This is a genomic window from Amycolatopsis sp. NPDC051373, from assembly GCF_040689465.1.
Lineage (GTDB): Bacteria > Actinomycetota > Actinomycetes > Mycobacteriales > Pseudonocardiaceae > Amycolatopsis.
The window spans coordinates 22,624-44,099 of sequence record NZ_JBFBAE010000017.1; the positions used below are offsets into that span (position 1 = coordinate 22,624).

Below are 21,476 nucleotides of genomic sequence, written 5' to 3' on the forward strand. Positions count from 1 at the left end.
CGGGCCGGGCCGCTGTCACGGTCATGGGCATGCGATTGCCCTCAGCGAACCGGAAAGCCGTGTGGCGAGTGGCGCTGACCGCCGTCCTCGGCTTGACGCTCGCGGCCGGGAACGCCGGCGCGGCCACGCCCGCTCCTGGGGTGCGATCCTCGACCACGCAGCCGCCGGACGTTGCCGTGCCGCCGCCTGGTTCGGTGTACGCGTCGTGGACCCGCTCGCACGACGAGCTCGCGGCCCTGGTGCCGAGGCCGCGTCCGTCCGATGTGTCCTCGCCGCGGGCCATCGTCACGGCGTTGCACGAGTCGCTGAACGGTCCGAAGGGAACTTGGAACAGTGCTCGGCTGCGCTCACTCGTCGTGCCCAACGCGGTGTTCATGTCGCTGGGGCAAACCGAGGCCGGCGCGACGACGATCGGCAACAACTCACTCGCCGACTTCCTGAAGGCCGTGCAGGACGTGCACAGCCAGTCGGGTTGGTACGAGTACGTCACCAAGATCATCGACGTGTCGACGGTGGCCAAGAAGGGCGGCGACCTGGCGATCGTCCACTACGCCGGCACCGCGTCGACCACGCCCCACGGAAAGCCCGTGGAACTAGGTGAATCCCAGGCTTCTTTGATGTTCGACGGCGTCCGTTGGTGGGTTGTCAGCGACACTTGGTGATGAGCCAGGGAACCTCGGAGGCCTGAGTTCAGATCCCCACCCGGCGACGGTAATAGTCGTGGGCGAGCTCCCGGATCTCGGCCACGACCCGCTCATCTCCGCGGGGGTCGAGGCTGAACGCGAAGTCCCACAGCGCGCCGACCATCTCGATCGCGATCCGGCAGCTCATCGCGTCGACCGGCTCGCCTTTGAACTCCGAGGCCTTCTGCTGCCACAGCTCGGTGAGCGTCTCGCGGTAGTGGGCGTGGATGAGGACGACGTTGTCCGAGGCGTGCCGGTCGAACCACAGCTCGCGTAGGCCCGGCCATTTCGCGAAGTGCTTGCGGTACGAGGTGATGTTGGCGTCGAGCAGGTCGTGGAACGAGTCGTAGTGCTTGCCGTGCACGCGTTCGACGGCGGCGAGCAGGTCTTGCATGTACTGGGCGGCGACGGCGGCGATCACGGAGTCGACGTCGGGGAAGTAGTGGTAGATCGTGGCCGCCGAGGTGCCGGCACCGTCGGCGATGGCGCGCAGCGTGACTTCGGGGCTGTGCGGACCGTGTTGGTCGATGAGTTTCGTGGCCGCTTCGACGATCTTCGCGCGGCGAGCTCGCCCGCGTTCCTGAGGGGGCAGCTGCTGCTGCCACGGCTGCTGCCCGGCGGTCACGCGGCGAGTTTACACAGCTGGAGCGCTTGACACGGCCGCCTTCCGTGACTGAAACTCAAACCCGATTCGAGTTCGATTATGGAAGGTTCGGTGATCAGTGGACGTCTACGAAGCGCTCTACACCACGCGGGTCATGCGGCGGATGAAACCCGACCCGATCTCGCTGGAGAGCCAGTGCCGCATCCTCGACGCCGCGATCCGGGCGCCCAACGGCGGCAACGCCCAGCCGTGGCAGTTCGTGGTCGTCGACGACCCGGGCTTGAAGACCAAGCTCGCGGACGTCTACGCGCGGTGCCGCGAGCGCGAGTACGCCGACCTCGTGGCTGGTCGGCTCGGTGTACTGAAGTACGAGGAGCGCGACGCGTGGTGGGAGACCATGCGGACGCAGATCAAGCGTTCGGGTGACTACTTCGGGGAGCACTTCGCGGAAACGCCGTTGCTGGTCTTCCTCTTCACGGCCGAAGCGCACTACGGCGCCAACGTGTTCCCGGCTGTGTGGAGCGCGATGCTCGCCGCGCGCGCCGAGGGTATCGGCGGGGTGCTCAGCACGTTGCTGCGGTTCGAGGAGTCCACGGTGTACGAGCTGCTGGGCGTTCCGGCTGACGAGGGCTGGAGCCTCGGCGCGATGCTGGCGTTCGGCTACCCGCTCGGCCGTTGGGGCGTCGCGGCGAAGCGCCGCCCGGTGCACGAGGTGGCGCGGCGCAACGGCTGGGACGGGGCGTTCGGCGTGGAGGTCCCGGAACCCTTGTGGGCGCCGGAGTCCTGAGGTTTCGCGGGGGTTTTCGGTCGCCAGGGGGGCCTGGTCGTTCGGAGGCAAGCTGTGCGGTTCAGAGCTCTGGTCCTGTCCTTTTTCGCGGTTCTCGTCGACGGGTTCGACACGGCCGCGCTGTCGTTTTCCATCCCCTCGCTGGCGCACGAGTGGCACGCGACGGCCGCGGCGTTCACGCTGGCGATCGTGGCCACGAACGTCGGCACGGTCGTCGGCTACCTCGCGGCCGGCCGGCTGTGCGCCCGCTTCGGCCGGCGGGCCGTGCTGCTGACCGGCGTCGGCCTGTTCGCCGTCGGCACGGTACTGACGGCGATGGTGCTGCCGGCGCACTCCATGGCGTTGCTGGCGGTGATGCGCCTGGTGTCGGGGCTTGGCCTCGGGGCGGTGCTGCCTGCGGCGGTGTCGTTCGCGGTTGAGCATTTCGCTCCGGGGTACCGGTCGCGGGTTTCTGTCGCGGTTACGTTGGGACTTGCCGCGGGGGCCACCCTGGGTGGGTTCTTCGGCGGGAAGCTGATCGCCGGAGTGGGGCCGACGGGTGTCTTTTGGCTCGCCGGCGCGGCGACGGTGCTGGTGTTCGTCGCGATGGTCGTGGGGCTGCCGCCTGCGGTTGCTGTCGCTGTTTCTCCGCGCGGGGCTTCGGTTCTGCGGTTGTTCGGGGTGGAATTGCGTGCGAATACTGGGCTGTTGTGGGCGTACTCGTTTCTGGTGTTCGCCTCGTCGTACACGCTGATCTCCTGGGCGCCGACCCTGCTGACGAGCTACGGGTTCACCCGCACGCAAGCCCCGCTGGGCCTGGCGTTCGTGAGTTTGGGCGGCATCATCGGCGGCTTGGTGCTCATGCCGGTGGCCGCCCGGATCGGGATCATGCGCGCGCTGGTGGTGCTTCCTGCTCTCGGTGTGGCTTTCATGATCGTCGCGGGTGTGGCACATCTATCGGGTGTGGCGCTCTTGCTTGTGCTCACCGCCGCCGGCGTCGGGATCATCGCGGGGCACATCGGACAGACGGCGCTCGCTGTTGCGCTGTATGACCTCGACGCTCGAACTACTGGCGTTGGATGGTCCGCGGCGTTGGGCCGTCTTGGCTCGGTCGCGGGCCCGGCGGGCGCCGGGTTGTTGCTGGCGTTGGCCTTGCCGGCCGGCTCGATTCTGCTACTGGCGACAATTCCCGCTTTGGTGGCGATCGGGTGCGCGTTTGTGCTGTGGAGACGGAATCGGGATTCGCAGGTGGTAAGGGCGGCGGCAGAGTCGAGCGTTTGATCGACGTGGCAGGCCGGTTTTTGACTTTTCTGAACCATCTGCCTGCTGCTAGCCGATGCCATCTACTCAGCAGCCGGCGGGTGGCAAAAACCCTCGCTTCTCTCAACTTTTCCCCCGACCTTTCCCCGGCCGACCCCCGATAAAAGGTAAGGACACGGTTCGGGGTTGCTTGTCAAGGTACTCTTTCCAGCCTTGGCAAGTGACCCCGAACCGTAGTGACAGGAAACCTCGACTTCACGCGCGCCTGGCTCGACCTGGTCCGGCATGCCCACCGCCAAGCCCGGGAGTCCGCACATCGGGTACCGCCCCGCGAAGACCTGCTCGCGTCGATCAGCTGGATCGCCCAGTCCGATCTGGCATCGCGGCGGTGATCCACTCCACCGTGTCCTCTAGCGTCATTTCCTCCCCCAGAACAATCTCGCCCTGCACACCCAACCGATCATCCGGCAGATACCACTCCAGCATCTCCTCCGGAGTGAACTCGGCAACCTGAGGTCGAGTCGCATGTCGGCGGACGGTCTCCGGAAACGGCACGTAACCCGCACCGAGCGCATGCCGGCACATCACATCGATGAGCCCGATGTTCACCCCGCCAGGCACATCACGCTCCCGCAAGACATGGCGGCGGACGACGTCCTGCTGGATCAGTGCGGTGCCGCGGCCCCAGCGGGAGCGCAGGGTGAGGGCGGTGGTGGTCTTGCCCGCGCCGGAGGGGCCGCGGAGGAGGACGAGGCGAGGGGAACCCACGACGCGAGTATGACCGTTCAGACATGGCGCGGGCTCGGATCGGCATTGGACGGGTATGGCTCGGCCCGCGACTATGGGTTGACCATCACCGCTGGTCAGAGGCGGTGAAATCGAGGAGGACGTCCGTGGGAACTCCACGCAGCACCTACGCCCCCACCGATCCGCACGCGTTGAAGTTCCGGCGGGCGTTGCGGCACTTCCCGAGTGGCGTGTCGGTGGTGACGGTCGTCGACGGGGACGGCGGGGTGCACGGGATGACGGCGAGTTCGTTCGCGTCGGTGTCGCTGGATCCGCCGTTGTGCGCGGTGAGTGTGAACAAGCCGGGGCGGATGCACCAGCTGCTGCATGGCACGGATGGGCACTTCGGGCTGAGCATCCTGGGCCAGGACCAAGGGGCGATCGCCGATTTCTACGCGCGCCAGCCGTGGAGTGTGGCGGTGGACGTGGAGATGGATCTGCGTCACGGGTGCCCGACGGTGGGTGGTGCGCTGGCGTGGTTCGTGTGCCGGAAGTGGGCCGTGTACGACGGTGGCGACCACACGATTTTCGTCGGCGAGTCGCTGGACTACGGGTCGACGGCGCGGGAGGACCTGCAGCCGCTCGTCTGGCACAAGTCGGCCTACCACGACCTCGGTGACCAGCTCGAACGTCCCCGGGTCACGAAGCAGGGCTGAACCGGCGCGTCACCTGCACGGCCTCGGCCACGAGCTTGTCGATCAGCGCGCTCGCCGACGGGGTGGGTTTGCTGGACGCGGGCATGGTGATGCCGACGCTGTGGCCGATCGGCTCGAGCGACAACGGCAGGCGCGCGATCCCCGGGTCCTCCTCGGTGATCAGGCGCGGCAGCGCGGCCACGACGTCGGTGTCGCGCAGCAGTTGGCGCACGGTGAGGAACGAAGTCGCCTCCACACGGTTGGCGGGCAGGAGCACGTCGTTGTTGTGGAACAGCTCCTCGAGCTCACGCCGCAGCGCCGTCTCCGGGCCGGGCAGGATCCACGGGTATTCGGCGACCGTGGCGAGGTCCACGGTCTTCGCGCCGGCCAGCGGGTGCGAGGCGCGGACCACGAGGACCACGGACTCGTCGTAGAGCTTGCGGCGGAGGAACCCCTCGTCGGAGATCTGCGTGAGCCGCCCGACGATCAGGTCGAGCCGGCCCGCGCTCAGCTCCACCAGCAGCGACTCAGGGGTCCCATCGCGCACGGCCACGGTCAGGTTCGGCCGTTCCGCCTTCAACGCGGCGATGGCCCGCGGGAGCAAGACGTTCGAGCCGAACAGATGCGTCCCCACCACCACGGTGCCGCGTTCGGCGCCCGCCAGCTCCACGACGTGGCGGGCGGCCTGGCGGGCCTGGGCGAGGATCGCGCGCGCGTGCTCGGTGAAGGCCTCGCCGTAGACAGTCGGCGTGAGGCCGCGCGGGCCGCGCTGGAACAGCTCGACCTCCAGGATTTCCTCGAGCTCCCGTAGCCCGCGCGTCGCCACGGGCTGGGTCACGTGCAGCTCGGCGGCCGCGCCGACGATCGTGCCGCGCCGCGCGATGGCGTCGAGCAGCACCAGGTGGCGGAACTTCATCCGGCCGTCGAGCAGTCGCGGCAGCTCACGAGAGGTCATACCGAGCCACTATAGCCATATGCACATATCAACTTAAGACTTTGGCATTTGTCAGGCATAGCTGGAGGTAGCGACGATGAGCAGGGACCACAGCCACGCGGGAAGGCGGACATGACGGTGCTCAAGAGCTTCGTGGACGGGCGGTTCGCCGACAGCGGCGGCGAGCTGTTCGACAAGGTCAGCCCGGTCGACGGGACCCTGGTCGCCCAGGTCGAGGAGGCCGACCAGGCGGTGGTCGACCGCGCAGTGCGCGCCGCCCGGGCCGCCCTCGACGGCGCGTGGGGCCGCACCTCCGACGCCGAGCGCGCGCGGGTGCTCAGGAAGATCGCCGACCGCATCGACGAGCGGTTCGACGACCTGCTCGCGGCCGAGGTCGCCGACACCGGCAAACCGCTCGACCTGGCCCGCCGCCTCGACGTCTCGCGCGCCGCCGCCAACTTCCGGGCCGCCGCCGACACGATCGTGTCGGCCGGGCTCGACTCGTTCCTCACCGAAGGCCCGGCCGGGCGTGCGCTGAACTATGCGCTGCGCAAGCCGCTGGGCGTGGTCGCGGTCATCGTGCCGTGGAACCTGCCGCTGTTGCTGCTGACCTGGAAGGTCGCGCCGGCGCTGGCCGCGGGCAACGCCGTGGTGGTGAAGCCGTCGGAGGAGACGCCCTCGAGCGCGACGCTGCTGGCCGAGCTCATCACCGAGGCCGGCGCGCCCGACGGCGTGTTCAACGTCGTCCACGGTTTCGGCCCCGGTTCGGCGGGCGAGTTCCTCACGAGCCACCCGGGCATCGACGGCGTCACTTTCACCGGCGAATCCCGCACGGGCTCGGCGATCATGCAGGCGGTGGCGCCGCGCGTGCTGCCGGTGTCGTTCGAGCTCGGTGGCAAGAACGCGGCCGTGGTGTTCGACGACGCGGACCTCGGCAAGACCGTCGACGGCCTCGCCCGCTCGACGTTCACCAACACCGGCCAGATCTGCCTGTGCACCGAGCGGATCTACGTGCAGCGCGGCATCTTCGACGAGGTCGCCGCCGGGCTCGCCGAACGCGCCGAAGCCCTGCGCTTCGGCCGCCCGGACGATCCGAACACCACCACAGGACCGTTGATCTCGCGCCAGCACCGCGAGAAAGTCCTCTCCTACTACGAGATCGCCGAGCAGGAGGGCGCGAAACTCCTGGCCGGCGGCGGGATCCCGGACCTCGGCCCCGATCTCGAAGGTGGTGCGTGGGTGCGTCCCGCGGTGTGGACCGGGCTCGGCAACACCCACCGCGTGCTGCGCGAGGAGATCTTCGGCCCGGTCGCGGCCCTCGTGCCGTTCGACACCGAGGACGAGGCGATCCGCCTGGCCAACGACAGCGACTACGGGCTCGCCGCCGCCGTGTGGACCACGGACCTCGAACGCGCCCACCGCGTCGCGGGCGCCATGCGCGTCGGCATGTCGTGGGTCAACACGTGGTACCTGCGCGACCTGCGATCGCCCTTCGGCGGCAACGGGCTTTCGGGCATCGGCCGCGAAGGCGGTGTGCACTCGCTGCACTTCTACACCCAGCCGACCAACGTGTGCGTGGCGCTGTGAACGCCCGGGTCGACGCGGCGATCGACACCGCGGTCTCCCGCCTGCAGCGGGCCGAGCGTGACCGCACGCCCGTGCAGCCGGTGCGCGAATTCCTCGGCGAAGACGACGTCGACGCCGCCTACGAGGTGCAGCGCCGCATCATCTCGGACAAGGTCGCGAGCGGCGCGCGGGTGGTCGGGCGCAAGATCGGGCTGACGTCGGAGGCGGTGCAGCGCCAGCTCGGCGTCGACCGGCCCGACTTCGGCGTGCTGCTCGACGACATGGTGTTCGGCGACCGCGCGGAGATTCCGCTCGACCGCTTCTGCCAGCCGCGCGTCGAAGGCGAGGTCGCGTTCGTCCTCGGCGCCGACCTGCCGAATGGCGCCACGGTGGTCGATGTCCTGCGCGCCACCGACTTCGTGCTGCCCGCGATCGAGATCGTCGACTCGCGCGTGGCCGACTGGAACATCCGGATCACGGACACCGTCGCCGACAACGCGTCCAGCGGCGCTCTGGTGCTGGGCACGCGGCCGGTGAAACTGTCCGAAGTGGACCTCGCCGGGCTTGGCATGGTGCTGGAACACGCCGGCGAGCCGATCTCGACCGGCGTCGGCGCGGCCTGCCTGGGCTCGCCCGCCGTCGCTGTCGCGTGGCTGGCGCAGGAAGTCGCTCGCCGCAGCGAGCCGCTGAGAGCGGGGGAAGTGGTGCTGGCCGGCGCGTGGGGACCGATGGTGCCCGCGACGGCGCCCGGGAGCTACGTGGCCCGGTTCGAAGACATCGGAGAGGTCCGCGTCGGGTTCACCGCCGGGCCGGACGGAGGGAAACGCGCATGAGCACCCCGGTGGCGATCATCGGGTCGGGCAACATCGGCACCGACCTGATGTTCAAGGTGAAACGGCTTTCGAGTGAGCTTGAAGTCGCGGCGATGGTCGGCATCGACGCCGCCTCCGACGGGCTCGCGCGGGCGCGCCGCCTCGGAGTCGCGACGTCGCACGAAGGTGTGGCCGGGCTCGTCGCCCTGCCCGAGTTCGCCGACATCCGGCTGGTCTTCGACGCGACCTCGGCCGGCGCGCACCGGCACAACAACGCGGTCCTGAGCGCCCACGGCAAGCAGCTGGTGGACCTCACGCCTGCGGCCGTCGGGCCGTACGTGGTGCCGACCGTGAACCTCGACGAGCACCTCGGCGCACCCAACGTCAACATGGTCACCTGCGGCGGCCAGGCGACGACGCCGGTCGTGGCCGCGGTTTCGGCCGTGGCGCCGGTGGCGTACGCGGAGATCGTGGCGACGATCGCCGCCAAGTCCGCCGGTCCGGGCACGCGGGCGAACATCGACGAGTTCACCGAGACGACCGCGCGGGCGCTGGAAACCGTCGGCGGCGCCGGGCGCGGCAAGGCGATCATCGTGCTCAACCCGGCCGACCCGCCGATCACCATGCGGGACACGGTGTTCTGCCTGGTTGAAGAATCCGAAATGGACGAAGCCGCCGTCAGCGCGTCCGTCGAGGCGATGGTCGCGCGCGTGCAGGACTACGTGCCGGGTTACCGGCTCAAGCAGCGGGTGCAGTTCGACCGGGTCGACGAGCCGTTCCTGCCCGCGCTCGGGCGCCCGTTCTGCGGGGTGAAGGTGGCGGTGTTCCTGGAGGTCTCCGGCGCCGGGCACTACCTGCCGGAATACGCCGGGAACCTCGACATCATGACCTCGGCCGCGCTGCGGACCGCGGAACGGCTCGTGCAGGTCGCCGCGGAAGGAGCCCTTCGATGACCGGCAAGATCTACGTGCAGGACGTGACGCTGCGCGACGGCATGCACGCCATCGCCCACCGCTACAGCGTCGAGCAGGTGCGCACGATCGCCGCCGCGCTGGACGCGTCGGGCGTGGCGGCCATCGAAGTCGCGCACGGCGACGGCCTGGCCGGGTCGAGCGTGAACTACGGCCACGGCGCGGCCACCGACGCGGGCTGGATCGCCGCGGCCGCCGACGTGGTGAAGAACGCGAAGCTCACCACGCTGCTGCTCCCGGGCGTCGGCACGATCGAAGACCTGCGGGCCGCGCGCGACCTCGGCGTCGGCAGCGTCCGCATCGCCACGCACTGCACCGAGGCCGACATCGCGATCCAGCACATCGGCTGGGCCCGCGACAACGGCATGGACGTCGCCGGGTTCCTGATGCTCAGCCACATGAACTCGCCCGAGGACCTCGCCAAGCAGGCGAAGATCATGGAAGAAGCGGGCGCCCACTGCGTCTACGTCACCGACTCCGGCGGCCGCCTGACCATGCGGGACGTCGCCGAGCGGATCGACGCGTACCGCGAAGTCCTCGACCCGGAAACGCAGATCGGCATCCACGCGCACGAAAACCTGTCGTTGTCGGTGGCCAACAGCGTCACCGCCGTCGAGCACGGTGCCTACCGCGTCGACGCTTCGCTGGCCGGCCAGGGGGCGGGCGCGGGGAACACGCCGATCGAGGCCTTCATCGCCGTCGCCGACCTGCTCGGCTGGGACCACGGCTGTGACCTGTTCGGCCTGCAGGACGCGGCGGAGGACCTCGTCCGTCCACTTCAGACTCGACCGGTGCGCGTGGACCGCGAGACGTTGACACTGGGCTACGCCGGCGTCTACTCCAGCTTCCTCCTCCACGCCGAACGCGTCGCCGGCCGCTACGACCTCGACGTCCGCGCGATCCTCCTCGAAGCCGGCAAGCGGGGCCTCGTCGGCGGCCAGGAGGACATGCTGGTCGACGTCGCGCTCGACCTCGTGGCCACCCGAGAGGCGGCCCCGGCATGATCGAGGACTTCGCGGCGCGGCTCGACGAAGCCGCCACCACCCGCAAGCCATGTGCACAGCTGTCCACGGACCACGAACTGTCGTTGGACGACGCCTACGCCGTCCAACGAGAGCTGGTCGAACGCCGCATCTCCCGAGGTGAGCGCCACTTCGGCGTCAAGCTCGGCTTCACCAGCAAGGCGAAGGCCGCGCAGATGGGCGTCGACGACGTGATCATCGGCCGCCTCACCTCGGGCATGGTCCTTGCCGACGGCGACGAGCTCGATCTGAACACTCTCATCCACCCTCGCGCCGAGCCCGAGGTCGCGTTCCGGCTCAGCCGCGACGTCGAGCCTGGCGAAGTGCCGGGCCCCGACCTCGTGGACGCCGTCGCCCCCGCGATCGAGGTGATCGACTCCCGCTACCGAGACTTCAAGTTCTCCCTTGCCGATGTGGTCGCCGACAACACCTCGGCCGCCGCCGTCGTGCTCGGCCGGTGGCAGCCGCTCGAAGCCGGCCTCGACAACCGCGGCGTGGTGTTCGAAGTGGACGGACGCATCGCCGGCGCCGGCTCGACCGCCGCCATCCTCGGCGACCCGCTGCGTGCCATTCCCGCCGCCGTCCGCATGGCCCAGCGCTACGGCCTCCCGCTCACCGCGGGCACGGTGCTGCTCGCCGGCGCGGCCACCCCGGCGGTGGCTCTCGAAGCCGGCACCCACGTCAGCGCCACCGTCTCCGGCCTCGGCCGGGCCCGCTTCTCCGTCGCAGAACAGGGAGAACCCCGATGACCGAAGCCAAAACGCTTGCGGACAAGGCCAAACCCCGCGGCCGCTTCCCCCACGTGAAACGCGCGGGCGACTTCGTGTTCGTCTCCGGCACGAGCAGCCGCCTGCCGGACAACACGTTCGCCGGCGCCGAGGCCGACGAGTTCGGCACCACGACGCTCGACATCCGCGTGCAGACCGCCGCCGTGCTCGACAACATCGCCGACATCCTGGGCTCCGTCGGCGCGAGCCTCGCCGACGTCGTGCAGGTCACCAGCTACCTGGTCAGCATGAACGACTTCGGTGGCTACAACGAGGTCTACGGCCGCTACTTCGACGAGAACGGCCCGACGCGCACCACCGTCGCCGTGCACCAGTTGCCGCACCCGCACCTGCTCATCGAGATCCAGGCCGTCGCCCACGTGCCGAACGAACGCACCGAAAGGAACTGATCACCGTGACCGACATCAATCCCGTCTTCAACTTCGCCACGTGGGTCTCCGAACACCAGCACCTGCTCAAGCCGCCGGTCAACAACAAGCAGATGTGGGAACGCACGGGTGACTTCATCGTGCAGGTCGTCGGCGGGCCGAACCAGCGCACCGACTTCCACGTCGACCCGTACGAGGAGTGGTTCTACCAGGTCAAGGGCGACATGCACGTCAACGTCATGACCGACAAGGGCCAGCAGACGGTCCACGTGCGCGAGGGCGACATGTGGCTGCTGCCCGGCAACGTGCCACATTCGCCGCAGCGCCCCGAAGCCGGCTCGATCGGTGTCGTGATCGAGCGCGTCCGCGAAGAGGGCACGCTGGAGAAGTTCCAGTGGTACTGCCTCGACTGCGAGCACCTCGTGCACGAGGTCGAACTGCAGGTGCGTGACATCGTGGAGGACCTGCCGCCGGTGTTCGAGCAGTTCTACGACGACGAGTCCCTGCGCAAGTGCGCCAACTGCGGCACGGTGCACCCCGGAAGGTCCGCGCTCTGATGCCACAGGTGATCGACGTCCACACGCACTACGTCCCGCGCGGCTGGCCGCAGCTGGGCGCAGACGGCACGGGTCAGGAGAGCACTCTGCCGTGGCTGCGCGTCGAGAACGAGCGCGAGGCGACCATCATGGTCGGCTCACGCGAGTTCCGGCGTATCCTCGCCAACTGCTGGGACGCCGGCGAGCGGCTGCGCGAGATGGGTGAGGACCAGGTCGACGTGCAGGTCGTCTCGCCGACACCGGTGTTCTTCTCCTACGACCGCACGCCCGCCGAGGCCGTGCGGATCGCGAAGGTCTTCAACGACCTCGCGCTGGAGATCTGCGAGCCGGCCTCCGGACGGCTGCTGCCGTTCTGCCAGGTTCCGTTGCAGGACCCGGATCTCGCGTGCGAGGAGCTCGACCGCTGCCTCGCCGCCGGTCACCGTGGCGTCGAGATCGGCAACCACGTGGGGGATCGCGACCTCGACGACGCCGGCATCGTGATGTTCTTGCAGCACTGCGCGGCCAAGGGCGTGCCGGTGTTCGTGCACCCGTGGGACATGCCGAGCTCGCCGCGGCTGGGCCGCTGGATGTCGCAGTGGCTCACGGGCATGCCCGCGGAGACGCACCTTTCGCTGCTGGCCATGATCCTCGGCGGCGTGTTCGACCAGGTGCCCGAGACGCTCAAGATCTGCTTCGCGCACGGCGGTGGCTCGTTCGCGTTCTGGCTCGGCCGGCTCGAAAACGCCTGGCACGAGCGCCACGACGTGATCGGCGGCTCGGCCAACCCGCCGTCGAGCTACCTCGGCCGGTTCTCCGTGGACAGCGTGGTGTTCGACCCGTCGGCGCTGCGGCTGCTGGTCGACGTCCTCGGCGTCGAGAACATCCTGCTCGGCAGTGACTACCCGTACCCGCTGGGCGAACGGCCGGTGGGCCAGGTGGTGCGAAAGGCACAGTTCCTGTCCGAAGCCGAACGCGACCTTTTGCTCGGCGGCAACGCCGCCCGGTTCCTGTCCCTGCCCGAGGAGGTCACGAGATGACCGCGTACAACTCCTACCTCAGAGCCGACGTGCTGCACACGCTGCAGGAGCCGGTGACCGACCTGGAGGGCGAGCGCTCGTTCCTCGTGGTGTGCCAGGTGCAGGAGCTCTACTTCGGCCTGATCACCACCGAGCTGCGCTTCGCCGCGCAGCACTTCCGCGCCGGCGAGACGCCGTCGGCCGCGGCTGCCCTGCGCCGGGCGGCGGACCACTTCGTGGGGCTCAACGCGTCGTGGAAATCGCTGGAGTGGATGACGGTCGGCGACTTCCTGCCGATCAAGAACGGCCTCGGCTCCGTCCACGGCAAGTCTTCGTCGCTGCAGTCGTGGAAGTACCGCGAGCTGGTGTTCCTGCTCGGCATCCGCCCGCACGCGCTGGCCGACCCGGTGTCGTCGATGCCGGACGAGCACTCGTCACTGCTGACGACCCTGCGCGAGCCGAGCGTCTACGACGAGGCGCTCGCGCTGCTGAACCGGCGTGGACTGTCCATTCCGGACTCGGTTGTGAAGCGTGACCCGCAGGAGGAACACGAGTCGCACCCCGACGCGGTGCGCGCGTGGACCACGGTCTTCTACGGCGGCGACCCCGCGCTGGTGGACCTGCGGTTCTGCGGTGAGGCTCTGATGAAGATCGCGGAGGGCTACGCCGAGTACAAGCACCTGCACCTCGTGGCCACGCGCCGGTCGTTCGGCCACCGGCCCGGCTACTACGGCTCCAGCGGCCTCGACTGGCTGGCGCAGACGGCGATCGAGGTGCCGTTCCCCGAGTTGTGGTCCATGGACCCGGAAGATTCCTGACTGGAGAAAACCCTTGTCGGACTTGACGATCCTCGCGCTGTCGGGAAGCCTGCGCAAGGATTCCCTCAACACGCGCCTGCTCACGGCGGTCACGCAGCTCGCGCCGCCCGAGCTCACCTTCGACGTCTTCGGTGACCTGGCGGCGATCCCGCCGTTCAACGAGGACGACGAACACCCGGCCCCGCCCGCCGTCGCGCAGCTGCGACGCCGGATCCGCGCGGCCGACGGGGTGCTCATCGCCACCCCTGAGTACAACGCGGCCATGCCCGGTGTGCTCAAGAACGGGCTGGACTGGCTTTCCCGCCCCGTGGACGAAGGTCCGGTTCTGGAACGCAAGCACGTCGCGATCATCGGCGCTTCGCAAGGGCCGCTGGGCACCATTCGCGCGCAGCTGAACCTGCGCTCGGTGCTGCACAAGATGAACGCCGACGTGGTGGGCCAGCCCGAGTTCGTGTTGCCCCACGCCCACCAGGCCCTCGCCGACGGCGAGCTGCCGGCGGGTTCGCCGTCGACGGCGATCCTCACCGCCGTGGTCGATGGCCTGGTCGACCTGATCGAACACCGGCGCGCCCTGGCGTCACTCGGTCGGTGAAGCGCTTTCCCCGCCCCGCGAACAACCCCGTCCCCCGAACAACCCCCGTCCCCTGAACAACGGAGTTCCCCCATGACCCAGTTGTCCCCGCCGCCCCGGCAGATGAGAAAGAACATCCTCGTCAGCGTCGCCGGTTCGGCCATCGAGTGGTACGACTTCTTCATCTACGCGTCGGCTTCGGCGCTGGTGCTGAACAAACTGTTCTTTCCGTCGGTCGATTCCGTCGCGGGCACGCTGCTCGCGTTCAGCACGTTCGCCGTGGGGTTCCTGATCCGGCCGGTCGGGGCGGCCGTGTTCGGGCACTTCGGTGACAAGTTCGGCCGCAAGCCGGCGCTGGTCACCGCCATGATGATCATGGGTGCGGCCACGACGGCGATCGGCTTGCTGCCGTCGTACGCCACGCTCGGCGTGGCTGCGCCGATCCTGCTCGTGGTGCTGCGCCTTGTCCAGGGCCTGGCGCTGGGCGGGCAGTGGGGTGGTGCGGTGCTGCTGGTGACGGAGAGCGCGCCCGAGGGCAAACGCGGCTTCTACGGCAGCTTCGCGCAGCTCGGGGTGCCGATCGCGTTGATCTTCTCCAACGTGATGTTCCTGATCCTCTCGGCCGCGCTGTCGCAGGACGCGTTCCTGGCGTGGGGCTGGCGGATCCCGTTCCTGCTCAGCATCCTGCTCATCGCCGTGGGGCTCTACGCGCAGTCGCGGGCGTCGGAAACCCACGCGGCGCCTTCCGAGGAGCCGGCACGGCGGCGTGCTCCGCTGATGGAACTGTTGCGCTCGCACCCGAAGCAGATCCTGCTCGCCGCCGGCGCGACCGTGATCAACGGCGGCGCCTACTACCTGCTCACCGTCTACATCCTGTCGTACGCAACGCAGGCGCTCGGTCTTCCGCGCGGCACGATCCTGGTTGCCGTGCTGATCTCCGCCGTCGCCTCGGGGCTCACGATCCCGGCAGCCGCCGCATTGTCCGACCGCATCGGCCGCCGCAAGGTGTTCCTGAGCGGTGCCGTGGGGCTGGCGGTGTGGGGCTTCCCGATGTTCTGGCTCGTGAACACCGGCTCACCGGTTCTGATCACCGTGGCGCTCGTCATCGCGCAGGTCATCTTCAGCCTCACCTACGGCCCGTGTCCGGCCTTGTTCTCCGAGATGTTCGGCGCGAGTGTCCGCTACTCGGGTGTCTCGGTGGGCTACCAGATCGGCGCGGTCGCCGGCGGTGCACTGGCGCCCATCATCGCGACGTCGTTGTTCGCCGAGTTCCAGACGGCCAACGCGATCGCGTTGTACCTGGCGCTGATGGCCGCGGTGTCGTTCGTTGCGGTGTTCCTGGTGACGGAATCCGTCCGTCGCAAGAAGACCGTCGCTACTCCGCTCGCCGCCCCGGTGGACTGACGAGCTGCCGGCGGGCGGCGCGCGCCGCGCCGCCCGCCGGGTCTCAGCTCAAGCGCACCAGGGCGCTGCCCTCGGCGGTCTGCTCGCCGAGCTGGTTGCGCGCGGACAACGCGATCAGTACGTCCCCGTTGTCCCGCACCTCGGTCACCTTGCCACCACACCAGACTGTGTCGCCGAAGATGTCGGGGCGGCGCAGGCGCACGGAGAACTCCCGCAGCGATCCGGCGTCACCCATCCAGTTCAGCACCGGGTGCGCCATCCAGCCGCACTTCTGCGGGCCGTTGTTGTACGCGCCGGGCATGCCGATCTCCTTGGCCACCTCGGGGTCCTGGTGCCCGAGGCTGGGCAGTACGCGCTCGCTGAAGTAGGTGGGGTCGTAGTTGTTCGGCAGCCGCTCCGGCTCCTCCACGGCCCAGGTGCGGTACAGCCAGGACATCTCGGCCGCCTTGTACCCGGGCGAGCCGATGCAGCCGGCGTAGTAGGCCGTCATGGTGATCTGGTCGATCGGCCCCTTCACGACCTCGGGGACCACGTCGCCGACCCGGACTTCGGCCGGGTTGCGTGGCGCCGCGCCCCGGCGTTCCTCCGTGGTCGCCCAGCGGCGGATCTCCTCCAGCTCCTCGTCGCGGTAGACGTGCTTGTCGCGGGCCTGATACGACAGGCCACCGGACGCCGACGCGCGAGGCACGCGGAACGTGCTGGCCAGCGCCTCGGCGAGCAGCACCCCGTCGCTCTCGCGGCGGTACTCGGTGTGCACGCGCTGGATGGCGAACCGGTCGGAGTGGCGGCCACTGTGCACGGTCACCTTGCCGAGCCGGGCCTGGGGCAGGATCCGGTCTCCGCGGCGGATCGTCTCGTGGAACACCCACTCCGTGCCCGCGTAGATCGGCTGCACGCCGGGAAAACCGAGGCCGACGGCGCCGTCGTAGCTGGAGTACAGGAACGTCGGCGGGGCGATCACGTCGCCGTGCGCGCTCGCGGCCGCGTACTGCTCGTCGTGGAACAGCGGGTTGGGGTCGCCGAGGCCCCAGGCGTAGTGGCGGATGGTGTCCAGCGTCGCCTCGTTGTTCCACGGTTCGACGCGGATCTCCTGACCTTCGAGCGCTGCCGCCTCCGACAGCATCTCGTCGGTGATCTCGGTGCTGAACTCAAGACGCGTGGTGGCCATTGGTGCTCGCCCCCTCTTCCTCGAAGTCGTTTTCCCAGGCCGCCCACAGCTTGTAGCCGACCTTGCCCCAGCCCGACACACCCAGCACGAGGAACGCGATCTGCAGCGACTCCCGCAGCTGCTCGGCCGTGAGCCCGGCGCGTTTGGCCGCGCGCAGGTGGTTGATCGCACCGCCGGTATTGCTCACGGCCAGGTCGAACATGACCAGCAGCAGCTCCTTCATCGCGAGCGAGAGCCCGTCGGCGTGCTGGGTGTAGATCCGCTCGCGGATGTCGGTGTAGTCGCCGGCGAACCCCTCGTCCATCGCGAACATCGTCGAGATGGCGGGCGGGATGTTGCCCAGCGACTCCTGGTAGTGCTGCAACCTGTCTTGTGCGGTCATGCTCTTCCCTTCACCCTTCATTTCCGTCCGATCGCGTCGATCGCGCGGACCCCGTCCGCCAGCACGAGCACGGGGTTGAGCTCCACAAAGGACACCGGCTGGTCGGCCAGCGCCGTGAACAAGGTGGTGATCGCGGTGTTGAGCGCCTCGACGTCACTCGCCGCCTGGCCGCGGTAGCCGGACAGGAGCACGCCGAGCCGGGACTCGCGCAGCGTCGCCAGCCGTTGCCCGGCGGGCCAGCCGTGCCAGAGCACGACTTGGTCGTCGAGCAGCTCGGCGTTGACGCCACCCGGCCGGAGCACGGCGGACAGGCCGTACTCCGGGTCGCGCACCACGGCCACCAGCACTTCCTGCCCCGCCCCGACGCCTTGCTGCACCACGACGTCGTCGCCGTGTTCGGCGCACACCTTCGCGACCCGCTCGTACGCCGCCGTCAGGTCGTCCTCGCCGCGCACGACCGCGACGGCGCCGAGCTCGGACCGGTGCGCGATCGTCTGCCCGGCCGCCTTGACCGCGACCGGGTAGCCCCAGCGTCTTGCCGCCTCCGCCGCGGCCTCCCGGTCGGGGGCGGAAACCCAAGGGGCCCAGGGGAAGTCCGCGGGCAGCAAGGTGGCGATGTCCGGCAGGCCGAGGTACCCCGTGAGGTCTTCGGCGGGTTCAGTCGCGGCTTGCGCACCCGCGTCACCCGCGTCACTCGCCAGCAGGCCCAGCGCTTGCACCGCCCGTTCCGGCGTCGGGACCACGGCCACCCGCGCCGAGGCGAGCCGTGCGAGGAGGGTTTCCGGGATCGGGTCATCCTCGCTGAGGTGGCTGAGCACGACCGGACTCGCGGTGGGGGACCGGGCGGTGAGGACCTCGGTCAGCACCTCACGATCGTGCGCAAGGCTCGATTCGACGGCCACGACGACGTCCGATTCCGGCGCTTCGGACAACGTGGCCACCGTCCGCGCGAACGTCTCGGTCTCGCCGAGGAACGGCACGTCCATGGGGTTGTGCAGCTCGACCCGATCGGCCAGCACTTCCCGCAACTGCCGCCGCGTCGCCTTACCCAACGCCGGCAGCGACAACGCCGGCGCCTGCTGCACGCGGTCGGCCAGCACCACCGCCCCCGCTCCCGACACCGACGCGGCGGCGATCCGCGGCCGCGCGGGCAGCTCGCCGACCACCTGCGCGGTCACCAGGCAGTCGGCCAGCTCGGCGATCCCCGGAACCCGCACGAAACCGGCCTGCTTCAGCACCGCGTGGGAGATGTCGCTGGACCCCACCACCCGCCCGGTGTGCGCGCCCGCGGCGAGCTGCCCGAGATCGCTGTCGGCGATCTTGACCAGGAACACCCGTTTACCGGTGCGCGCGATGGCTTCCGTGACCGCCGGCAGCCAGTCGAGGTCGGTGATGGCTTCGAGGAACAGCCCGACCGTGCGCACGTCGTCGCGGGCCAGGACGCCGACGAGCAGTTCGAGGGCGCCGACATCGAACTCGTCCCCGGTGCTGAACCAGTGCGCGATGCCACCGCCACGGCGCAGGATCGACATGAGCAGCCCGTTGCCGCTCGCACCGCTCTGCGTGATCATCGCGACCGAACCCGCGCGCGCCGGGCCGCGGCCCAGCACGCTCGAGAAGTTCAGGTGCGCGCCGGAAACCACGCTCATCGTGCCCACGCAGTTGGGGCCGATCACGCGCAGCCGCCGGTCGGGCGAGGCCAGGAACCGGTTGAGCTCCTGGCGCGGCGCGCTGTCCGGGCGCTCGAAGCCGCTGCCGATCACGACCGCGACTCGCACACCGCGGCTGTCGAGGTCGTGCAGCGCGCTCGGCACCTGCTCGGCCGGCAGGTTGACGATGGCGGCCTCGGCCGCGTCGACGGGGAGGTCGAGCACGGCCGGCACGGCCGGGTAACCGCCGACGACGGAGTGACGGGGGTTGACGACGAACACGTCACCCGTGAACCCGTAGCGGCTGAGGTAGGCCAGCGGCCGGCCCGCGGGCTTGGCCGGGTCGGCCGACGCGCCGACGACGACCACACTGCGGGGCGCGGTGACGAAGTCGACCAGCGCGCTCCCCGTGGCGAGCTCCGCCATCACGCGGCCCCGGTCACGGTGCCGGTCCACGCGTGCCGCAGCACGCCCAGCACCGCACCGGCGTCGGGAACTCGCTTGGGGTTGAAGAACAAACCACGGTCCTGCATGACTTCCCCGGCCACCCGCTCCAGATCGGGCTCGGCGAGGCCGGTGTCCGCCAGTGTCCGCGGCACACCCGCGCGCCGCTGCACGGTCGCCGCGAGCACGGCCGCGCTGCCCGTCTCCCCGAGCCCTTCGCCGAGCGCCCGGGCCAGGATCGCCTGCTTGGCCTCGGTGTGGTCGTGGTTGTACTCCAGGACGTACGGCAGCATCACGGAGTTCGCGACCCCGTGCGGCACGCCGTACGCGGCGCCGAGCACGTGGCAGACGGCGTGGTGCAGGCCGACCCGCGCGTTGCTGATGACCAGGCCGCCGATGGCCGCGGCAGTGAGCGCATCCTCCAGCAGGTCGACGGGCAGTGGTCCGGTCGCGCCGCCGATCCGGGGCAACGTCTCGGCGAAGCGCCGCGCGCCTTCGGCCGCCAGCGCGTCCGTGAACGGCGACGCGGACTTGGAGTACAGGGCCTCGGCGCAGTGCGCGAGCCCGTTCATGCCGGTGGTCAGGAGCAGCTCGGCCGGTACGTCGGTGAACAGTTCGGGGTCGTACACCACCACGCGCGAGGCGACCTTCTGGTCCCAGAACACGCGCTTGATGCCGCGAGCGTCCGTCGCGCCGCCGCCGGGCGTGACTTCCGCGCCCGACAACGTCGTCGGGATGGTGAGCACGGGGATCTTCGGCTGGTTGAGCTGCACGTGCTTCAACACGTCGGGTGGGGTGAACGTGCTGCACTTGGCCTCGAGCGGAAACCCTTCGGCCAGCAGGATGGAAAGCGCTTTCGCGGTGTCACTCACGCTGCCGCCGCCCACGGCCACCAGCGCGTCGGGCGGGTCGTCGCGCAGCTGCCGCGCCATCGCCTCGGTGTCGGTGATCGGCGCGTGCGGCGCGATCTTGCCGAACTCGTGCCGGACGTCGAAGCCACGCAACGCTTCGCGCGTCGCCTGTCCGGCGGCCGACGCGAGTGAACGCGGGCTGCCGACGAGGCACACCGAACGGGCGGACAGAGCGGCGAGCTCGTCCGGCACCGTCGCGATCGTGCCGGCCCCCACGGTGAGCACCTGCCTTGCCTGGTCGTAACGGAACACGCGGTTCAGCTCCTTTCCCCGGGCCGGTCGGTCCGGAAACGCGCCAATGCGGCTTCGTCGATCTCGAACCCGAAGCCGGGTTCGGCAGGCACCCGCAGCACGCCCTCCCGGATTTCGGGCGGGGTGACCACGAGGTCGCCGTCGAGGTTGAGCAGGTAGGCCAGCTCCGCCGGGTGCTGCGCGGTCACGGGGCTGGCGGCGGCGAACGCGGCGCTGGTGTAGGTGCCGATCGCCGAATCGCCCTGGCTGCCCACGATCGCCTGCGCGCCGACGGCCGCGCAGAACTCGCGGATCCGCGTCGAGGCGCGAATTCCCGTGCGGGCCAGCTTGATGCTGATCATTGTGCAGCGCCGGGCCAGGATCTCGGTGGCGACCTCCCGCGGCGTCGTGCAGCTCTCGTCGCCGAGCACGGGCACGGTCGACTTGGCGACCACGTCGGCGCGGCCGAGCACGTCCTCGGCCGGGCACGGCTCTTCGATCCACGCGAGCCTGTGGTCCTTTGTGGACTCCAGGAAGGTCATCGCGTCGGCCGCGGAGTAGCCGTGGTTGGCGTCGACGTAGATCAACGCGTCGGGGTGCTCTTGGCGCAGCTGCGCAACCAGCCGCACGTCGCGGTCGAGGTCCAGACCGACTTTGACCTTGTAGCTGGTGATGCCGTGCTCCGCGCGCAGTGCCGCGGTCTCGGCCACGACCTCGTCGATCGTGCCCGCGCCGAGGATGGCCGTGCAGCGGACCTCCCGCGCATAGCCGCCGAGCAGCTCGTGGCACGGGACGCCGAGCGTTTTGCCCAGCGCGTCGAACATCGCCAGCTCCACCGCGCCGCGGGCGGTCGGGTTGCCGGCGAGGTGGCGCAGCCGGTGGCCGAGCTCTTCGGTGCCGAGCAGGTCGAGCGACTGCGCGGCCGGGGCGATGACCGTGTCGATCACGTGCGCGATCGACACGGTGGTCTCGCCGTAGATCATCGGCCGGGGGATGGCCTCGGCCAGGCCGACCACACCGTCGGCCGTGTGCACGCGCACGAGCAGGTGCTCGGCGTGGGTCAGCCGGCCCGTCGCGAACTTCACCTCGTGTTTCAGGGGAATCCGGAACGGGATGACGTCGATCGAGGAGATCTTGCTGGTTGTCAC

The 21,476-nt window shown here is 69.7% G+C and carries 23 protein-coding genes; 15 read left to right on the forward strand and 8 right to left on the reverse strand.

Going from position 1 to position 21,476, the window contains the following annotated elements:
- The first annotated feature begins 29 nt into the window (after nt 1-29).
- Nucleotides 30-662: a hypothetical protein gene (locus tag AB0383_RS29245; RefSeq protein ID WP_366189064.1), complete on the forward strand. Its 633-nt coding sequence runs from the start codon at nt 30-32 to the stop codon at nt 660-662.
- A gap of 28 nt (nt 663-690) precedes the next feature.
- Here AB0383_RS29245 and AB0383_RS29250 read toward each other — a convergent pair whose 3' ends face one another.
- A complete protein-coding gene (locus tag AB0383_RS29250; protein ID WP_364172482.1) occupies nt 691-1,308 on the reverse strand; it encodes a TetR/AcrR family transcriptional regulator in 618 nt (205 codons plus the stop codon).
- Nucleotides 1,309-1,405: 97 nt separating this feature from the next.
- Between AB0383_RS29250 and AB0383_RS29255 the strand changes: the two genes are divergently transcribed.
- On the forward strand, nt 1,406-2,074 hold the full coding sequence (locus tag AB0383_RS29255; RefSeq protein WP_366189065.1) for a nitroreductase family protein: 669 nt from the start codon (nt 1,406-1,408) through the stop codon (nt 2,072-2,074).
- A gap of 54 nt (nt 2,075-2,128) precedes the next feature.
- A complete protein-coding gene (locus tag AB0383_RS29260) occupies nt 2,129-3,334 on the forward strand; it encodes an MFS transporter (RefSeq protein WP_366189066.1) in 1,206 nt (401 codons plus the stop codon).
- A 330-nt stretch (nt 3,335-3,664) separates the two neighbouring features.
- On the opposite strand, the gene AB0383_RS29265 is transcribed toward AB0383_RS29260, so the two are convergent.
- The gene (locus AB0383_RS29265) at nt 3,665-4,081 is read right to left on the reverse strand and encodes a kinase (protein WP_366189067.1); all 417 of its coding nucleotides are present in this window, start codon (nt 4,079-4,081) and stop codon (nt 3,665-3,667) included.
- Nucleotides 4,082-4,206: 125 nt separating this feature from the next.
- On the opposite strand from AB0383_RS29265, the gene AB0383_RS29270 reads away from it, so the two are divergent.
- Entirely contained in the window at nt 4,207-4,755 is a 549-nt protein-coding gene (locus AB0383_RS29270; RefSeq protein ID WP_364172471.1) for a flavin reductase family protein, read from the forward strand.
- On the opposite strand, the gene AB0383_RS29275 is transcribed toward AB0383_RS29270, so the two are convergent.
- Nucleotides 4,739-5,689 carry a LysR substrate-binding domain-containing protein gene (locus AB0383_RS29275; protein ID WP_364172468.1) on the reverse strand — a complete coding sequence of 317 codons (951 nt, stop codon included), beginning with the start codon at nt 5,687-5,689 and terminating at the stop codon, nt 4,739-4,741. The two genes, AB0383_RS29270 and AB0383_RS29275, sit on opposite strands and share 17 nt — an antisense overlap.
- 111 nt (nt 5,690-5,800) lie before the next feature.
- Between AB0383_RS29275 and AB0383_RS29280 the strand changes: the two genes are divergently transcribed.
- The 11 genes from AB0383_RS29280 to AB0383_RS29330 all read left to right on the forward strand — a co-directional run bounded on the left by AB0383_RS29280 (nt 5,801) and on the right by AB0383_RS29330 (nt 15,543).
- Nucleotides 5,801-7,255, forward strand: a complete 1,455-nt coding sequence (locus tag AB0383_RS29280; protein WP_366189068.1) for a 2-hydroxymuconic semialdehyde dehydrogenase — start codon at nt 5,801-5,803, stop codon at nt 7,253-7,255.
- Entirely contained in the window at nt 7,252-8,067 is an 816-nt protein-coding gene (locus AB0383_RS29285; protein ID WP_366189069.1) for a fumarylacetoacetate hydrolase family protein, read from the forward strand. The genes AB0383_RS29280 and AB0383_RS29285 overlap by 4 nt, the downstream gene beginning before the upstream one ends.
- Complete coding sequence (locus tag AB0383_RS29290; protein WP_366189070.1) at nt 8,064-8,999, forward strand: acetaldehyde dehydrogenase (acetylating); 936 nt, start codon at nt 8,064-8,066, stop codon at nt 8,997-8,999. Before AB0383_RS29285 ends, AB0383_RS29290 begins: the two co-directional genes overlap by 4 nt.
- Nucleotides 8,996-10,021: a 4-hydroxy-2-oxovalerate aldolase gene (gene dmpG / locus AB0383_RS29295; RefSeq protein ID WP_364172456.1), complete on the forward strand. Its 1,026-nt coding sequence runs from the start codon at nt 8,996-8,998 to the stop codon at nt 10,019-10,021. The genes AB0383_RS29290 and dmpG overlap by 4 nt, the downstream gene beginning before the upstream one ends.
- Nucleotides 10,018-10,788 carry a fumarylacetoacetate hydrolase family protein gene (locus tag AB0383_RS29300; RefSeq protein ID WP_366189071.1) on the forward strand — a complete coding sequence of 257 codons (771 nt, stop codon included), beginning with the start codon at nt 10,018-10,020 and terminating at the stop codon, nt 10,786-10,788. The genes dmpG and AB0383_RS29300 overlap by 4 nt, the downstream gene beginning before the upstream one ends.
- On the forward strand, nt 10,785-11,216 hold the full coding sequence (locus AB0383_RS29305) for a RidA family protein (RefSeq protein ID WP_364172451.1): 432 nt from the start codon (nt 10,785-10,787) through the stop codon (nt 11,214-11,216). Before AB0383_RS29300 ends, AB0383_RS29305 begins: the two co-directional genes overlap by 4 nt.
- Nucleotides 11,217-11,221: 5 nt before the next feature.
- Nucleotides 11,222-11,752 carry a 3-hydroxyanthranilate 3,4-dioxygenase gene (locus AB0383_RS29310; RefSeq protein ID WP_364172448.1) on the forward strand — a complete coding sequence of 177 codons (531 nt, stop codon included), beginning with the start codon at nt 11,222-11,224 and terminating at the stop codon, nt 11,750-11,752.
- Nucleotides 11,752-12,771, forward strand: a complete 1,020-nt coding sequence (locus AB0383_RS29315) for an amidohydrolase family protein (protein ID WP_364172445.1) — start codon at nt 11,752-11,754, stop codon at nt 12,769-12,771. The genes AB0383_RS29310 and AB0383_RS29315 overlap by 1 nt, the downstream gene beginning before the upstream one ends.
- Entirely contained in the window at nt 12,768-13,568 is an 801-nt protein-coding gene (locus AB0383_RS29320) for a tryptophan 2,3-dioxygenase family protein (protein WP_366189072.1), read from the forward strand. The genes AB0383_RS29315 and AB0383_RS29320 overlap by 4 nt, the downstream gene beginning before the upstream one ends.
- 13 nt (nt 13,569-13,581) lie before the next feature.
- Nucleotides 13,582-14,160, forward strand: coding sequence for an NAD(P)H-dependent oxidoreductase (locus tag AB0383_RS29325; protein WP_366189073.1), 579 nt, complete (start codon nt 13,582-13,584; stop codon nt 14,158-14,160).
- Between the two features lie 72 nt (nt 14,161-14,232).
- Complete coding sequence (locus tag AB0383_RS29330; RefSeq protein WP_366189074.1) at nt 14,233-15,543, forward strand: MFS transporter; 1,311 nt, start codon at nt 14,233-14,235, stop codon at nt 15,541-15,543.
- A 43-nt stretch (nt 15,544-15,586) separates the two neighbouring features.
- Here the strand turns inward: AB0383_RS29330 and AB0383_RS29335 are convergent, their stop codons facing one another.
- Genes AB0383_RS29335 through AB0383_RS29355 form a run of 5 tightly spaced genes read right to left on the reverse strand, consistent with a single transcriptional unit; the run spans nt 15,587 to nt 21,476 of the window.
- The gene (locus AB0383_RS29335; RefSeq protein WP_366189075.1) at nt 15,587-16,711 is read right to left on the reverse strand and encodes a MaoC family dehydratase N-terminal domain-containing protein; all 1,125 of its coding nucleotides are present in this window, start codon (nt 16,709-16,711) and stop codon (nt 15,587-15,589) included.
- On the reverse strand, nt 16,692-17,093 hold the full coding sequence (locus tag AB0383_RS29340) for a carboxymuconolactone decarboxylase family protein (protein WP_366189076.1): 402 nt from the start codon (nt 17,091-17,093) through the stop codon (nt 16,692-16,694). Before AB0383_RS29340 ends, AB0383_RS29335 begins: the two co-directional genes overlap by 20 nt.
- Nucleotides 17,094-17,110: 17 nt before the next feature.
- On the reverse strand, nt 17,111-19,198 hold the full coding sequence (locus tag AB0383_RS29345) for an acetate--CoA ligase family protein (RefSeq protein ID WP_366189077.1): 2,088 nt from the start codon (nt 19,196-19,198) through the stop codon (nt 17,111-17,113).
- Nucleotides 19,168-20,349 (reverse strand): iron-containing alcohol dehydrogenase, encoded by a 1,182-nt coding sequence (locus AB0383_RS29350; protein WP_366189078.1) that lies wholly within the window; start codon nt 20,347-20,349, stop codon nt 19,168-19,170. Before AB0383_RS29350 ends, AB0383_RS29345 begins: the two co-directional genes overlap by 31 nt.
- 5 nt (nt 20,350-20,354) lie before the next feature.
- A complete protein-coding gene (locus AB0383_RS29355) occupies nt 20,355-21,476 on the reverse strand; it encodes an enolase C-terminal domain-like protein (RefSeq protein ID WP_366189079.1) in 1,122 nt (373 codons plus the stop codon).

Bases quoted from the DNA above. Each gene is read 5' to 3' on its own strand.
- AB0383_RS29245 (WP_366189064.1), top strand. From the start codon at position 30: ATGCGATTGCCCTCAGCGAACCGGAAAGCCGTGTGGCGAGTGGCGCTG.
- AB0383_RS29275 (WP_364172468.1), bottom strand. From the start codon at position 5,689: ATGACCTCTCGTGAGCTGCCGCGACTGCTCGACGGCCGGATGAAGTTC.
- AB0383_RS29280 (WP_366189068.1), top strand. From the start codon at position 5,801: ATGACGGTGCTCAAGAGCTTCGTGGACGGGCGGTTCGCCGACAGCGGC.
- AB0383_RS29290 (WP_366189070.1), top strand. From the start codon at position 8,064: ATGAGCACCCCGGTGGCGATCATCGGGTCGGGCAACATCGGCACCGAC.
- dmpG (WP_364172456.1), top strand. From the start codon at position 8,996: ATGACCGGCAAGATCTACGTGCAGGACGTGACGCTGCGCGACGGCATG.
- AB0383_RS29300 (WP_366189071.1), top strand. From the start codon at position 10,018: ATGATCGAGGACTTCGCGGCGCGGCTCGACGAAGCCGCCACCACCCGC.
- AB0383_RS29305 (WP_364172451.1), top strand. From the start codon at position 10,785: ATGACCGAAGCCAAAACGCTTGCGGACAAGGCCAAACCCCGCGGCCGC.
- AB0383_RS29315 (WP_364172445.1), top strand. From the start codon at position 11,752: ATGCCACAGGTGATCGACGTCCACACGCACTACGTCCCGCGCGGCTGG.
- AB0383_RS29320 (WP_366189072.1), top strand. From the start codon at position 12,768: ATGACCGCGTACAACTCCTACCTCAGAGCCGACGTGCTGCACACGCTG.
- AB0383_RS29330 (WP_366189074.1), top strand. From the start codon at position 14,233: ATGACCCAGTTGTCCCCGCCGCCCCGGCAGATGAGAAAGAACATCCTC.
- AB0383_RS29335 (WP_366189075.1), bottom strand. From the start codon at position 16,711: ATGGCCACCACGCGTCTTGAGTTCAGCACCGAGATCACCGACGAGATG.
- AB0383_RS29340 (WP_366189076.1), bottom strand. From the start codon at position 17,093: ATGACCGCACAAGACAGGTTGCAGCACTACCAGGAGTCGCTGGGCAAC.